This window comes from Candidatus Dormiibacterota bacterium (assembly GCA_035532835.1).
Classification (GTDB): Bacteria; Vulcanimicrobiota; Vulcanimicrobiia; order Vulcanimicrobiales; family Vulcanimicrobiaceae; genus DAHUXY01.
On record DATKQG010000038.1, the window covers coordinates 18,911 to 32,650 of the forward strand.

14 protein-coding genes are annotated in these 13,740 nt (G+C 63.3%); 13 read left to right on the plus strand and 1 reads right to left on the minus strand.

Features of this window, described 5'->3' with window-relative positions; genetic code table 11:
• Positions 1 to 23 precede the first annotated feature (23 nt).
• Genes add through VMW12_05260 form a run of 5 tightly spaced genes read left to right on the plus strand, consistent with a single transcriptional unit; the run spans position 24 to position 5,346 of the window.
• Positions 24 to 1,100 (plus strand): adenosine deaminase, encoded by a 1,077-nt coding sequence (gene add, locus VMW12_05240; protein HUZ49132.1) that lies wholly within the window; start codon positions 24 to 26, stop codon positions 1,098 to 1,100.
• Positions 1,087 to 1,752 carry a metal-dependent transcriptional regulator gene (locus VMW12_05245; GenBank protein HUZ49133.1) on the plus strand — a complete coding sequence of 222 codons (666 nt, stop codon included), beginning with the start codon at positions 1,087 to 1,089 and terminating at the stop codon, positions 1,750 to 1,752. Before add ends, VMW12_05245 begins: the two co-directional genes overlap by 14 nt.
• Complete coding sequence (locus VMW12_05250) at positions 1,749 to 2,405, plus strand: rhomboid family intramembrane serine protease (GenBank protein HUZ49134.1); 657 nt, start codon at positions 1,749 to 1,751, stop codon at positions 2,403 to 2,405. The genes VMW12_05245 and VMW12_05250 overlap by 4 nt, the downstream gene beginning before the upstream one ends.
• Positions 2,405 to 4,303, plus strand: a complete 1,899-nt coding sequence (locus VMW12_05255; GenBank protein HUZ49135.1) for an ATP-dependent DNA helicase — start codon at positions 2,405 to 2,407, stop codon at positions 4,301 to 4,303. Before VMW12_05250 ends, VMW12_05255 begins: the two co-directional genes overlap by 1 nt.
• Positions 4,300 to 5,346, plus strand: a complete 1,047-nt coding sequence (locus VMW12_05260; GenBank protein ID HUZ49136.1) for a S1/P1 Nuclease — start codon at positions 4,300 to 4,302, stop codon at positions 5,344 to 5,346. The genes VMW12_05255 and VMW12_05260 overlap by 4 nt, the downstream gene beginning before the upstream one ends.
• 74 nt (positions 5,347 to 5,420) lie before the next feature.
• Here VMW12_05260 and acs read toward each other — a convergent pair whose 3' ends face one another.
• Positions 5,421 to 7,373 (minus strand): acetate--CoA ligase, encoded by a 1,953-nt coding sequence (gene acs / locus VMW12_05265; GenBank protein HUZ49137.1) that lies wholly within the window; start codon positions 7,371 to 7,373, stop codon positions 5,421 to 5,423.
• 127 nt (positions 7,374 to 7,500) lie between these two features.
• Here acs and hrcA point away from each other — a divergent pair, with 127 nt between their 5' ends.
• Genes hrcA through VMW12_05305 form a run of 8 tightly spaced genes read left to right on the plus strand, consistent with a single transcriptional unit; the run spans position 7,501 to position 13,726 of the window.
• A complete protein-coding gene (gene hrcA, locus VMW12_05270; GenBank protein ID HUZ49138.1) occupies positions 7,501 to 8,547 on the plus strand; it encodes a heat-inducible transcriptional repressor HrcA in 1,047 nt (348 codons plus the stop codon).
• A 23-nt stretch (positions 8,548 to 8,570) separates the two neighbouring features.
• Positions 8,571 to 9,695 (plus strand): molecular chaperone DnaJ, encoded by a 1,125-nt coding sequence (gene dnaJ, locus VMW12_05275; protein ID HUZ49139.1) that lies wholly within the window; start codon positions 8,571 to 8,573, stop codon positions 9,693 to 9,695.
• Positions 9,696 to 9,698: 3 nt separating this feature from the next.
• Entirely contained in the window at positions 9,699 to 10,436 is a 738-nt protein-coding gene (locus VMW12_05280; protein ID HUZ49140.1) for an RsmE family RNA methyltransferase, read from the plus strand.
• Between the two features lie 57 nt (positions 10,437 to 10,493).
• Positions 10,494 to 11,210 carry a polyprenol monophosphomannose synthase gene (locus tag VMW12_05285; protein HUZ49141.1) on the plus strand — a complete coding sequence of 239 codons (717 nt, stop codon included), beginning with the start codon at positions 10,494 to 10,496 and terminating at the stop codon, positions 11,208 to 11,210.
• A gap of 17 nt (positions 11,211 to 11,227) precedes the next feature.
• Positions 11,228 to 12,067, plus strand: a complete 840-nt coding sequence (accD, locus tag VMW12_05290; protein ID HUZ49142.1) for an acetyl-CoA carboxylase, carboxyltransferase subunit beta — start codon at positions 11,228 to 11,230, stop codon at positions 12,065 to 12,067.
• On the plus strand, positions 12,064 to 13,044 hold the full coding sequence (locus tag VMW12_05295) for an acetyl-CoA carboxylase carboxyltransferase subunit alpha (GenBank protein ID HUZ49143.1): 981 nt from the start codon (positions 12,064 to 12,066) through the stop codon (positions 13,042 to 13,044). The genes accD and VMW12_05295 overlap by 4 nt, the downstream gene beginning before the upstream one ends.
• On the plus strand, positions 13,041 to 13,373 hold the full coding sequence (locus tag VMW12_05300; protein ID HUZ49144.1) for a hypothetical protein: 333 nt from the start codon (positions 13,041 to 13,043) through the stop codon (positions 13,371 to 13,373). The genes VMW12_05295 and VMW12_05300 overlap by 4 nt, the downstream gene beginning before the upstream one ends.
• Positions 13,370 to 13,726: a hypothetical protein gene (locus VMW12_05305; GenBank protein HUZ49145.1), complete on the plus strand. Its 357-nt coding sequence runs from the start codon at positions 13,370 to 13,372 to the stop codon at positions 13,724 to 13,726. Before VMW12_05300 ends, VMW12_05305 begins: the two co-directional genes overlap by 4 nt.
• The last annotated feature ends 14 nt before the right edge of the window (positions 13,727 to 13,740 follow it).

Consider the following 13,740-nt stretch of genomic DNA (forward strand, 5'->3'; position numbering starts at 1 on the left):
TTCCTTTCTCGAAGGGTGATCCGGTGAGCGACGACGTGGATACCTTTGTCGCACGGGCCCCCAAGGTGCACTTGCATTGCCATCTGGAGGGCTCGTTGCAGGCTGCCACTTTTCTGGAGCTGGTCGAGCGCGACGGCCTTTCGACGCGGTACCGGCCGGGCGAGGGGGCTGGCGAGCAGGCAGCGGGTCCGACCGACCCGGCCGAGGTCTATCGCTTCGCGGATTTTCGCGAGTTCTTGCTCACCTTCGCGGCGGTCAGCCGCGCGCTCCGTACGCCCGACGACTACGCGCGGCTGGCGCGCGAGTTCGTGGCCGATGCGCTGGCCCAAAACGTCGTCTACGGCGAACTCTTCATCTCGCCGTCCGTGTGGCGATTCTTCCACCCGGAGCTCGATCTGCGCGACGCCGTCGCGGCCGTCGCTCAGGAATTGCGAGCGGCGCGGGCGCACGGCGCGGCGTTCGCGTTGATCGCCGACGTGACGCGCAACTTCGGCGTGAAGAGTGCGGGCCAAACCATGCAACTCGCGGCAACGCTCGGCGATCTCGACGTCATCGGGATCGGCTTGGGCGGTGACGAGGCGCGCTTTCCGGCGGAACTCTTCGCCGACGTCTTCGCTCAGGCGCGCGCGCTGGGCTTACATACGGTCGCACATGCGGGCGAAGCGGCGGGCGCGCACAGCGTTCGGGCCGCGGTCGAGATTTTGGGCGCCGAGCGCATCGGGCACGGCGTGCGCGCCATCGAGGATTCGGCGGTCGTCGAACTGCTGTGCGAGCGGAGGATCCCGTTGGAAATTTGCCCCACCTCGAACGCCTTGACCGGTGCGGTCGAGCGCGATGCGGAGCACCCGCTCGCGGAACTGGACCGCCAGGGGGCCCACATCACCATCGACGCCGACGATCCGACGCTTTTCGAAACCTCGATCTCGCGTGAATACGCTATGGTGGCGCGGAGCCTGGGCGTACCGGCCCTGCGGCGCTTCATCGCACAGGCGGTCGACGCAACCTTTCTGGCCGATGCGGATAAGCATGCCTTGCGGGAGCGCGTTCGCACGGAACTCGGCCCCGTGCGCGAGAAGTTGGAGCAGAATGTCCGGACATAGTCATTTCGCCGAATCGATCGAGGAGTATCTCGAAGCCGTCTACCGGCTCGAGCGCGAGGGGCCCGGGGTTACGACCTCCGGCCTGGCCTCAGCGCTGGGCGTTGCGCCCGCCTCGGTTTCGGGCATGCTCAAGAAACTCGGCAAGGACGGCTTCGTCGAACACGTCGCGCGCGGCGAGGTCGCACTGACGCGCAAGGGGCTTGAGGTTGCCGTGCGCGTGCTGCGCCGCCATCGGATTGCGGAGTGTTTGCTGACCGACGTCCTGGGCATGCCGTGGGATGAAGTGCACGAAGAGGCCTGCATGCTCGAACATGCCATCTCCGACCGGGTCGAAGCGCAATTGATGAAGCTGCTCAAAGACCCGAAGACGTGCCCGCATGGCCAGCCGATTCCGCCGAAAGACTTGAGCGATCCGGAGCGCCTCGGCGAGCCGCTCGCGCAAGTCTCCGATGGAGCGCGCGTGCGCGTTGTTTCCGTGACCGAAGAGCTGCCTGAAATGCTGCGCTATCTCGGCGAGATCGGCATTCGTCCGGGCGTCGATTTGCACATCGCGCACAAGGCCCCGCTCGGCGGGCCGATCACGATTGAAATCGACGGCGCGCGCCACGCCATCTCGCTCGAATTAGCCAGCATGATCGCGGTGAAGGCATGATGACGCGTATTCTGGTGCTGCTCAACGTGCTCGCGTTCTTCTGGGAACTCTCGGTTGCCGGGCCGGGCCTGCTCTCGGGCGGCGGCAACATCATGGCGGTGTTGCAGGCGGGGTCGCTTTTCCCCGCGGCGGTATTGCAAGACGGCCAGTGGTGGCGCATCGTCACCGGTGCGTTTTTACACGGCAGCCTCTTGCACATCGGCGTGAACATGATCTCGCTGTGGATCCTCGGGCGCTTCATCGAAGCGGCGATCGGCCGCGTGCGCATGCTTGTCGTCTATCTCGTCGCGTTGGTTGCCTCGGGGTTGTGCGTCGTGTATTTCAGCCCGCCGCTGGTTCCGACGGTCGGCGCGAGCGGCGCGATCTTCGGCCTCTTCGGAGCGCTCTTCGCAATCGGGTTCAAGCTCGGTCCGCGCGGCATGGAACTGGTGAAGGCGAACATCGGGATCTTAGTACTGAATCTCATCATTACGTTTACGGTGCCGTCGATTTCGTGGCAGGCGCACGTGGGGGGCTTGATTTCCGGCTTTATCGTGACGGCGCTCATCTACTTCCCGCCCAAACCCATTCGCGCGCGGGTGGTCGATGCGAATACCGGCGCGTATCTGGAATCTGAAGTCCAGTCACCGGGCGAGCGGCCGCACTCGCTGTAATGCCCGCAACCATCGAGAGCGTCTTCGCGCCGGGAGGGCCGATCGCGACCGCATTGCCGGGCTTCGAGGCGCGCCTCGGGCAGGTGCAAATGGCGCAGCTCGTCGAGCGCGGCATCCTCGAAGGCATGCACACGATCGTCGAAGCCGGCACGGGCGTCGGCAAATCGCTGGCCTACCTCGTGCCGGCGATCCGCAGCGGCAAAAAAGTCGTGCTCTCTACCGGCACGATTGCGCTGCAAGAACAACTCGTCCATAAGGACATTCCGCTCGTGCGCGAGGCTCTGGGCATCCCCTTGCGCGTCACGCTCCTCAAGGGGCGCAGCCATTATCTCTGCCGGCAGAAGTTCGAACGCATGCGCGCCGATCGATTGGTCGCGCCGTCCCGTTCGATGCAAGAGATCTGGGAGTGGGCGGGGCGCACCCAAAACGGCGATCGCGCGGAACTGCCGTTCCTGCCCACCGGCGATGAGTGGGAGCAACTCGATGCGGATGCCGACGATTGCGTCGGCGAGTTCTGCGAGCGCTTTCGCGAGTGTCATTTCTTTAAGAAGCGCGACGAGGCGAAGTACGCCGATCTCGTCGTCGTCAACCACGCGCTGTTTTTTCTCGATCTCGCGATGGGCGGTGGGCTGCTGCCGCCATACGATGTCGCGGTGCTGGACGAAGCGCATCAAGCCGAGCGTTGGGCGACCGATGCGCTCACCGCGACGCTCTCGCGCAGCTCGCTCACCCGCATGCTGCGCAAGATGCACCGCACCTATCACTTGCCGGCGATGTTCGATAGCGAGTTTGACGATGGGTTGCGCGGCCTCGAATCGGCGCTGGCGAGCGTCCCGGGCGAGCGCTATCCCCTGCGTGCGAACGAGTCTGCATGGCCGGCGCTCGAACGCTTGCGCGAAACGCTCTACAAGCTCGAGAACTGGGTCTATGCCAACTGGCACGACGCGCTCAAGAAGAAGCCGGAGAACGATGCGGAGGCGGAGCGACGGCGCGATCTCGCCTTGCGCGGCGTCCTCGCCCACGAAGCGACGATCGACCGAGCGCACGCGCCCGAAGAAGAAGCGATCGCGTGGGTCGAGCGCGGCGACGGCGACGCCCGCTACGAAGTCAACAGCGCGCCGTACGATGTCGCGGATTTTCTGCGCGCGTCGCTCTTTGCGCGCACGCAAAGCGTTGTGCTGACCAGCGCCACGATTTCGATTGCGGGCGGCTCGTTCGATTTCCTCAAACGCTCGCTCGGCATCGACGACGCGCAAGAATTCGTCGCCCCTTCGCCGTTCGATTACGCAAAGCAGGCGCGGCTCTACATCGCGCCAGCCCAGCTCAACCCGAAATCGCACGATTTTTCGCGCCGCGCCGCGCCGATCGTCGAAGAGTGCCTCGACCGCACGCGCGGCCGCGCGTTCGTGCTCTTTACCTCGTACGCACGCTTGCGTGAAGTCTACGCGCTCGTACGCGAACGCGTGCCGTTCCCCATCAAGCTGCAGGGCGAAATGCCGCGCGCGCATCTGCTCGACTGGTTCCGCAGAACGCCCAACGCCGTACTCTTCGCCACCGGCACCTTCTGGGAAGGCATCGATGTGGTCGGTGAGGCGCTCTCGTGCGTCATCATCGATCGCCTGCCGTTCCCTTCGCCTACGGAGCCGCTCGTCGCGGCGCGCATCAAGGCGCTGGAAGGCCGGGGCCTCGACGGGTTCGAGCACTATATGATTCCGGCCGCTACGGTGCGTCTCAAACAGGGCTTTGGACGATTGATTCGCAGCATGAACGACCGTGGCGTGGTGGCACTCCTCGATGGACGTGCCGCATCGACGCGCTACGGCGCCACCATTCTGGCCGCGTTGCCGCCGGCGACGCGGATCGAACACCTCGATCAACTAACGGAGTTTTTTGCATGATCCATCGTTCGATCGGTGCGCGCGCGCAGGTGATCGCGCTCACCCTCGCATTGATTGCAGCGGTGTCTCTGAGCCCGGCGGCCGCATTAGCCTGGGGCACGGCCGGCCACACCCTCATCAGCCGCCTCGCCGCGGAGAAGCTGCCCGCGTCGCTCCCCGCCTTCGTCCGCTCGCCCGCCGCAATCGCGGAAATTGCCGCCCTCGGCCCCGAGGAAGATAACATCAAGGGCGCCGGTGAGTCATGGGATGCCGATCACGATGCCGGCCACTTTCTGGATGTCGGCGACGACGGCAGCGTCGCGGGGGTCGTGCGTTTGAACGCGCTACCCGATAGCATGGCGGCGTTCGCCGATGCGCTGGCCAACGCGCGCACGACGCCGTATCGCGTCGGCTACGTGCCGTACACGATCATGGATGGATTCGAGCGGGTGCGCAAAGATTTCGCATATTGGCGCGTCGATGCATACATGGCACAACATGCGCATACGGCATCTGCGCGGCAGCGATTCTCCGCCGCGCGAGCGCTGCGCGAGACGCTGACGTTGCGCGATCTCGGCGATTGGGGCCACTTCGTCGCCGACGGCAGCCAACCGTTGCACATCACGATTCACTACAACGGCTGGGGCCGTTATCCGAATCCGCACGGCTATACGCGCAAGCACATCCATTCGTACTTCGAGAGCACGTTCGTGGATCGCTATGCGAAAGCGGGAGCGGTCGCCGCGCGAATTCCGGCGTATTCGGCTGGAGCGCCGGGGCATCTGCTCTCGCAAGGCGAGATCGCGGCGATGGTCGGAAACTATTTGCAAGGTACCGCGAGCGCGGTCGATCCGCTCTACGCGCTCTACGGTAGCGGCGATTTTCAGCGCGGGTCGGCGCGCGCCGTAGCGTTTACCGACGAACAACTCGCGCGCGGCGCCACGATGTATCGCAATCTGATCGCGCTCGCGTGGCAGAACAGCCTCTACGAGAGCGTCGATTATCCGCCGATCCCCGTCCGAGATATCCTCGCCGGACGCGTCACCCCGTCGCGACCGATCTAGACGCACCCGTCCAAAAAAAGCCGGGGCGGCGATGGCCGCTCCGGCTTTTTTTGTTGCGTTGAGTGACGTTGCCGCTACTCTTCGCCGCTTTCCAATTTAGCGCGGTCTTGGAGTTCTTTGACGACCGCCGAATCGGCGAGCGTGGTGGTGTCGCCGAGCGTTCGGCCTTCGGCGATATCGCGCAGCAGACGGCGCATGATTTTGCCGCTACGCGTCTTGGGGAGCTCTTGTGTGAACGTGATGTACTTCGGGCGGGTGAATTTGCCGAGCTTCTCGCCCACGAACTCTCGTAGCTCGTCGGCTAGTTCGGGCGACCCCGGATTCGATCCGCGTAGCGAAACGAACGCGTAGATCGCTTGCCCGGTCATCTCGTCGAGTTTTCCGCACACGGCGGCTTCGGCTACTTTGGGATGACCTACCAGAGCGCTTTCGATCTCCGTGGTGGAGATGCGATGCCCGCTCACGTTCATCACGTCGTCGATGCGGCCCATGAACCAGAAGTTGCCTTCGGCATCGCGATTGCAGCCGTCACCGGCCAGATACATTCCCGGGAACTTCGACCAATACGTCTGCACGTAACGCTCGTCGTCGCCCCAGATGCCGCGCAGCATCCCGGGCCACGGACGTTTGAGAACGATATATCCGCCGCCGCCGAGCGGCACCGATTCGCCCTGATCGTTCACGATATCGGCGCTGATGCCCGGTAATGGTTGTGTCGCGCTTCCCGGCATGGTGGTGGTGATTCCGGGGAGCGGCGAGATCATGATGCCGCCGGTTTCGGTTTGCCACCACGTATCGACGACCGGCGTGCGGCCTCCGCCGATCGTGTCGCGATACCACATCCATGCCGCGGGATTAATGGGTTCGCCGACGGATCCGAGCAAGCGTAGCGACGAAAGGTCGTGCTTCTTCGGGTACGCGTCGCCCCATTTCATGAAGCTGCGAATCGCCGTGGGAGCGGTGTAGAGAATCGAGACCTTATAACGCTCGATAATCGCCCACAACCGATCCTTATCGGGGAAATCGGGTGTGCCTTCGTAGATGACGCTGGTCGCGCCGTTGGCCAACGGTCCGTATACGATGTAGGTATGCCCGGTCACCCAGCCGATATCCGCAGCACACCAGTAGATATCGTTTTCGGGCTTCAGATCGAAGACGAGGCTATGCGTCGCCACCGCCTGCGTGAGGTAACCGCCGGTCGTGTGTTTGATGCCTTTGGGTTTGGCCGTCGTGCCGCTCGTGTAGAGCAAGAAGAGCAAGTCCTCGGCATTCATGCGCTCTGGCTCGCACGTGGTCGACAAGCCGTCGACGAGGTCGCTCCACCAATGGTCGCGCCCGTCCTTCATCTCGACCGCATCACCGACGCGCTTGGCAACGATGCAGTGCTTGATCGAAGGCGTCTGCGCCATCGCGATATCGCAGTTGGCTTTGAGCGGCACCTTGTTGCCGCGTCGCCATCCGAAATCGGCGGTGATGAGCGCGACGCACTCGGCGTCGTTCACGCGGTCGATGATGGAATCCGGCGAGAAACCGCCGAAGATCACCGAGTGCGCGGCTCCGATGCGCGCGCAAGCCAGAATCGCCACCGGCAGTTCCGGAATCATCGGCATGTAGATGGCGACGCGATCGCCCTTCTTGATGCCGAGCTTGCGCAGGCCGTTTGCGAAGCGGCAGACGTCGTCGAGCAACTGCTGGTACGTGATCGTCCAGCGATCGCCCGGTTCCCCTTCGTAGTAATAAGCGATTTTCGCGCCCTTGCCGGCGCGCACGTGGCGATCCAAACAATTGACGCTCGCGTTGAGTTCGCCGTCGGCGAACCAGCGCGCGAACGGCTCGTTCCACTCAAGAACCTGGTTGAACGGCTTCATCCATTCGAGTTTGCGCGCCCACGAAGCCCAGTAGGCGAGGTAATCGCGCTCGGCTTCCTCGTAGATGCCGGGCTTGGCATTGGCCTGCGCCGCGAACTCGGGCGACGGTGGGAACCGCCGCCCCTCATGAGCGAGCGCTTCGATCGCTTGCGTATTCATGCCGATTTGTTACCGTCGACCCTGCGCCAAGCCTGCCGGAAAAGTCGTCCCCGGGCGGGCGGAACTCGGAGGGAGAAGTACGAAAGCATTTGGCAGTCTTTGGCATGGAGTGCTAGGATAAGGGGCTATGAAGGGCGAGGGCGGTTTAGACAAGCGCAAGGCCTACATCTTGGCCACGGTGGTGTACGAGTACATCGCCACGGCCGAGCCGGTGGGCTCGAACACACTGACCCAGAAATATAACCTGGGCGTCAGTTCCGCGACCGTTCGAAACGAGCTTGCCGAGCTGGAAGCCGGGGGCTACCTGGTCCAGCCGCATACCTCCGCCGGGCGCGTGCCGTCCGATGCCGGCTACCGCACCTACGTTGACGACTTGATGCAGCCGGAGGAGCTGGCGGGCGACGACCGCCGGCGCATCCGCGACGAATTGCGCGACGCCAGCCGCGAGCTCGACGAGATCATCGACCACACCACGCGGTTGGTCGGCCGGCTCTCCAAGAACCTGGCGTTCGTTACGAAGCCGCAACCCGATTCGCAGGTGTTCCGCCATCTCCAATTGATTTGGCTCTCGCCGCGCTCCGGGGTAGCGATCGTCGTGACGTCCCTCGGCGTTGCGACGCAGAGCCTGTTCGAATTGGCAACCGAAATCCACGCCGACGACTTGACGCGGTTCTCGAACGCGTTAAACGCGCGGCTCTCCAATCGTCCGCTGCGCGACATCGGCGAGGATCATGTGGCCGCCGCCGCGAGCGAACTCGGCATCGACGAAGAATTGCGCGGCGCCGTCACCCAAGCATTGCGCGCGGCGCGCTCGAACGAGAGTGCGACGATCACCTCGGCCGGGGCGCAGAATCTGCTCGATCAGCCCGAGTTCCAAGATTTGCGGAAGCTCCGCTCGATTTTACGCATTGTCGAAGAGCAGAAGACGCTCTACGATTTGGTCGCAGAGGCGATCAGCTCCGAAAAACCCAGCGTCATCATCGGCCAGGAGCTGGGGCTCGACGAACTCACCGATCTCTCGGTCGTCACCGTTCCCTATCGCTTTGGAGAGCATGCCGTTGGGATGCTCTCGATTTTGGGCCCGAGGCGCATGCCGTACGGCAGACTGCTGGCCCTAGCTTCAGGTACCGCCGAAACACTCTCCGAGCGTCTCTCCGACGTCGAACTCAAATAAGTAAAGGTTGATACGCTCCAAACATGCCGACCAAAGACTATTACGAACTGCTTGGTATCGCACGCGCCGCGTCCGCCGAGGAAATCAAGCGTGCCTACCGCTCGCTCGCGCGCACGCATCATCCGGACGTCGCGGAAGATAAAACGACCGCGGAGCACCATTTCAAAGAAATCAACGAAGCCTACGAAGTGCTCTCGGATCCGCAGAAACGCGCGCAGTACGATCGCTTCGGCACGGTGAACGGCGCCGGCAACGGCGCGGATTTCGGATTCGGGGGCTTCGCGCAATCGGGCTTCGGCGATATCTTCGATATGTTTTTCGGCGACGCGCGCGCCCAGGGCCAACCCCGCAGAAACGGTCCGCAGCGCGGCTCGGACTTGCGCTACGATTTAGAAATCACGCTCGAAGATGCATTCTCCGGCACCACCAAGGAAATTCAGTTCTCCCACTTGGCGCAATGCGACACCTGTAAAGGAGCGGGCGCGGCTCCGGGCACGCTGATCACGGCGTGCGAGCGATGCGGCGGCTCGGGGATCATGCGCACCGTGCGCCAAACGCCGCTCGGACAGTTCGTGACGCAAACGACCTGCACGTTCTGCGATGGCGAGGGCCACGTCGTCGCGCAACCGTGCGAAACGTGCAACGGTCGCGGACGGCGCGAAGTGGAGCGACGCTTGAGCGTCAAGGTTCCGGCCGGTGTCGACGACGGGTCGCGCATTCGCATCGCGGGCAGCGGCGAAGCGGGTATTCGCGGCGGCGCGGCGGGCGATCTGTACGTGTACCTCAACGTTGCGCCGCATCCGCTGCTTCGGCGCGATGGGCTCGATACGTACGTCGATATTCCGCTGAGTTTTCCGCAAGCGACGCTGGGCGCCACCATCGGCGTTCCATCGCTCGAAGGCGAGCTGCCGCTCACGATTCCGGCCGGCACGCAAACCGGCTCGACGTTGCGCTTGCGCGGCCACGGCATGCCCAGCGTGCGCGGTAGCCAGCGCGGCGACCATCACGTAACGATCCACGTCGCGGTGCCTACCAAGATGAATAAGCGTCAGCGAGAGCTGCTGGAAGAGTACGCGCGCGCCGGCGGCGATGCGATCGACGAAAAGAGCTTCTTCGACCGCGTCAAAGACGCGTTCCGCCCGGAGTAAGGAATGCCCGCGCGGCGCTTTTTCATCGAGGGCGTGCGCGCAACCGGCGAGACCGTCGAGATCGAAGGCAGCGACGCGCACAAAATCGTGCACGTGTTACGGCTGCGCGACGGCGATACGATCGAAGCCGTAGATTCGGCGGCGTGCGTGTTCGAGGCAATCCTGCGGATCGAAGGCGCGCGCGTACGAGCTGCGTTGGAGAAAACGCTCCATGCTCCGTCGAACGAGCCCGCGCGCATCCGCATCGATCTCGCGCAAGGATTGCCCAAAGGGCAAAAAATGGATTTCATCGTCGAGAAGGCGACCGAACTCGGCGTTGCGTCGATCCTTCCGTTCACCTCCGAGCGCGCCATCGCGCGCGAGACGGGTGCAGCGAAGATCGAACGATGGCGGCGGCTGGCGGTCGCAGCCGCGCAGCAATCCGGGCGCCGCGACGTTCCAATCATCGCGGCGACGCAATCGTTCGAGGAACTGCTCTCGTCGTTTGAACGGTACGACCGCGTCTTGTTTGCGTGGGAGTTGGCGCCGCCCGATGCGCTGCGCACAACGCTGCCGCTATTACTCGAGGGAACGGCGCGGATCCTCATCGTCATCGGGCCTGAAGGCGGGTTTTCGCACGGCGAAGCCGATGCTGCGAAGAACGCCGGGGCAACGTTGCTACATTTGGGAGGGCGCGTGCTGCGAACGGAGACCGCGGGCTTGATGCTGCTGTCGGTGATCGGCTACCTCGGTACCGTGTAAAATCAGGCCCCCTGACCGGAGTTGGCGTGCCCCGCGTCGTATAATATGCGTTTGACTATGCCTGGACTTCCCTTTTCAATCGTCATCCCCACGTACAACGAAGCCGGCGGCATCGAAAAGTTGCTGCGCGAGCTCGGTGCGCTGTTCCTCGCCAACGGCCTGGACGGAGAGATTATCGTCGTCGACGATAACTCGCCGGACGGTACCGGCGCGATCGTCGATGCGCTTTCCAAGGAGCTGCCCGTGCGGTGCCTCCACCGTCCCGGCAAGCTCGGGCTTTCGAGCGGCGTGATCGATGGATGGAAGACCGCCCGCCCCGAGTCGCGCGCTCTGGGGGCGATGGACGCCGATTTCAGCCACGATATCGCCATCCTCCCGGCAATGGTTGCGGCCCTGGCCTCCGGCGAATACGGCTTGGCCATCGGCAGCCGCTACGTCAAAGGCGGCGGCATTACGAATTGGCCCGCGCGGCGGATTATCACCTCAAAGGTCGCGTGTTGGCTGGCTCGTCCCCTCACGAACGTCAAAGACATCACGAGCGGATATTTCTTGGTGCGTCGCGAGGCGCTCGACGGCGTGGAACTCGACCCGATCGGTTTCAAGATCGGGCTCGAAGTTATCGCCAAAGCGCATTATGGCCGCGCCATCGAAATTCCGTACGTGTTTACCGACCGGATCGTCGGCGAATCGAAGCTCAATCAGCGAGAGATCGTCAACTATCTCACGCAATTACGCAAGCTCTACACGGCGCGCCTTTTCCCGGGCAAATCGTAGGAATGGAAGAGTAGATCGTGGCGATCCCGGAATGGCTGCGGATTCGCCGTAGCCGAAGTGACGATGGGCGCGATGCCGCATTGTGGAGTAAGTGTTCGAAGTGCGGCGAGGTACTCTACCGTCGCGATCTTGCGGCGAACCTCTTCGTCTGCACGAAGTGCGGCCATCATTTTCGCATGACGGCGTTCGATCGCATCAGCACGTTGATCGACGGCGACTTCAACGAGGTCGGCAGCGAGATTCTGCCGGGCGACCCATTAGGCTGGGTCGATCGCAAAACATATCCCGTGAAATTATCGGGCGATCGCGAAAAGAGCGGGCTCACCGAGGGCGTCGTGTGCGGTTTCGGGCAAATCGGGGGCCACGACGTCGCGCTAGGCGTCATGGATTTCCACTTTCGCGGCGGCACGATGGGGACGGTAGTCGGCGAACGGATCGCGCTCTTGCTGGAAGAGGCGCTTAAGCGCAAGGTGCCGTGCATCATCTTTACCGCATCCGGCGGCGCGCGCATGGAAGAGGGCATGTTTGCCCTGATGCAGATGGCGAAAACGACGGCGGCGGTCGCTCGCTTCGTTGAAGACGGCAACTTTTTCGTGACCGTGCTCACCGACCCGACCACGGGTGGCGTCTCCGCGTCGTTTGCTTTCGAATCCGACGTGATTATCGCCGAACCGAAAGCGATGATCGGCTTTGCCGGACGCCGCGTGATCGAACAGACGATCCGTCAAAAGCTACCCGACCAATTTCAAACCGCGGAGTTTTTGCTGGAAAAGGGCCACATCGATATGGTCGTCGATCGCCACGAGCTCAAAAATACGCTGGTACGTTTGCTCGAGTACGTCGCGGTGCCGGCATGAACGTCATCGTCGACCGCGAGAAGGGCCTTCTCGAACTCGAAAAACGTATCGCCGAGCTGCGCGCCGCGAACGCGAGCCAACCGCTGGATATGTCTCCCGAGATCGCCGCGCTGGAACAGAAGTACGAAGAGATCCTGCGCGAAGTTTTCGGCCGGCTCAGTCCCTGGGAAAAAGTGAACATGGCGCGGCATCCGAGCCGCCCCACCTCGCTCGATTATCTCTCGCAACTCGACCGCTTCGACGAATTGCACGGCGATCGCCACATGCGCGACGATCCGGCGATCGTTGCCGGCTTTGCGATGCTGCGCGGCCGCCCGGTGATGGCGATCGGCCAGCAACGGGGCCGCGATACGAAAGAAAACCTGCGCCGCAACTTCGGCATGGTAACCCCGGAGGGCTACCGCAAAGTTCAGCGTCTGGCTCATACCGCGTCGCGCCTGCGGGTGCCGATCGTCACTTTCATCGATACGAAGGGCGCGGACCCCGGGATTGCATCGGAAGAACACTCCCAGTCCGAAGCGATCGCGCGCTGCCTATATGAATTCACCGAAGCACGCGTGCCGATCGTCGCCGCCATCATCGGCGAGGGCGGCTCGGGCGGCGCGCTTGCGCTGGGCATCGCCGACGACGTCATCATGCTGGAGCACAGCGTGTACTCGGTAGCTTCGCCGGAAGGGTGCGCGGCGATCCTGTGGGGCGATGCGACAAAAGCGGAAGAGGCGGCCTCGCGGTTGAAACTCACCGCCCAAGATCTGCAGCAGTTCGGCATCATCGACGAAATCGTGCCGGAGCCGCTGGGAGGGGCACATCGCGATCCAGCCGGCGTGGTCGCGCGCGTGCTCGGAACGATGTACGCCGCGGTGCAGCGGCTCTCGGCATTAGCGCCGGAGACGTTGCGGGAGCAACGCTATCGGAAATATCGGCGGGTAGGCGCATGGCAGGTAGGGCGCCAGGAGACCATCGGAAAGAGCCCGTGAAGCAGCGTACGCGTGCTCCGCTGATGCTTCGTCTTGCGGGGCGCATTACCGTAATGCTCGTGGCGATGCTGCTATTCTCGCTGGCGGGCATTCAGTTTGCTCGACTGATCGATCAGAACATTGCGATGGCGCACGAACTCAGCGCGACCCAGGCCGATATCGGAGCCCTCAAACTTCGGCGCGAGCGGCAACTACGCGAACTTCGCCGGTTGCGGGATCCCGAAGGCGCCATCCCGGACATTCACGAGCGGCTGCGGCTGGTTGGGCCTAAGGAAGAGATGATCTTCGTGAGCCCGGCACCCTCGGCCGAACCGTCGACGGCTCCGTGACCGACAGCACCTACGGAATCGTGATCAATCTCAACGCGTTCGGAGCGACCGTTCGGCTGGAGAGCGGCGAACTTGCGAGCGTTCCGGTCGGCGATGTCGAGTCGCATTTGGCCGTCTACGAACGGGCCTTGAATTCGCGCAAGCGCCTGGCGTTCACCGTGCACGCCGGCGCGCGCCGCCCGATGGTGACGCTCGTGCCGCAGCTCAACGACGAACAGCTCGAAGCGCAGATCGCCGCCTACCTCCAAAGCACGCAGGAGTGGGACGTGGTGGACGGGCGCACGTCGGTGGAGCGGCACTTTCTACAAAAGAAGCGCCGCGCAACGCTCTTCGACGCGCAGCAAGACTCGTAAGACCCCCCTTAGAC

What these genes read in the sequence shown, in the direction of transcription:
- VMW12_05245 (HUZ49133.1), top strand. Translation starts at nt 1,087, where the DNA reads ATGTCCGGACATAGTCATTTCGCCGAATCGATCGAGGAGTATCTCGAA.
- VMW12_05250 (HUZ49134.1), top strand. Translation starts at nt 1,749, where the DNA reads ATGATGACGCGTATTCTGGTGCTGCTCAACGTGCTCGCGTTCTTCTGG.
- VMW12_05255 (HUZ49135.1), top strand. Translation starts at nt 2,405, where the DNA reads ATGCCCGCAACCATCGAGAGCGTCTTCGCGCCGGGAGGGCCGATCGCG.
- VMW12_05260 (HUZ49136.1), top strand. Translation starts at nt 4,300, where the DNA reads ATGATCCATCGTTCGATCGGTGCGCGCGCGCAGGTGATCGCGCTCACC.
- acs (HUZ49137.1), bottom strand. Translation starts at nt 7,373, where the DNA reads ATGAATACGCAAGCGATCGAAGCGCTCGCTCATGAGGGGCGGCGGTTC.
- hrcA (HUZ49138.1), top strand. Translation starts at nt 7,501, where the DNA reads ATGAAGGGCGAGGGCGGTTTAGACAAGCGCAAGGCCTACATCTTGGCC.
- dnaJ (HUZ49139.1), top strand. Translation starts at nt 8,571, where the DNA reads ATGCCGACCAAAGACTATTACGAACTGCTTGGTATCGCACGCGCCGCG.
- VMW12_05280 (HUZ49140.1), top strand. Translation starts at nt 9,699, where the DNA reads ATGCCCGCGCGGCGCTTTTTCATCGAGGGCGTGCGCGCAACCGGCGAG.
- VMW12_05285 (HUZ49141.1), top strand. Translation starts at nt 10,494, where the DNA reads ATGCCTGGACTTCCCTTTTCAATCGTCATCCCCACGTACAACGAAGCC.
- VMW12_05295 (HUZ49143.1), top strand. Translation starts at nt 12,064, where the DNA reads ATGAACGTCATCGTCGACCGCGAGAAGGGCCTTCTCGAACTCGAAAAA.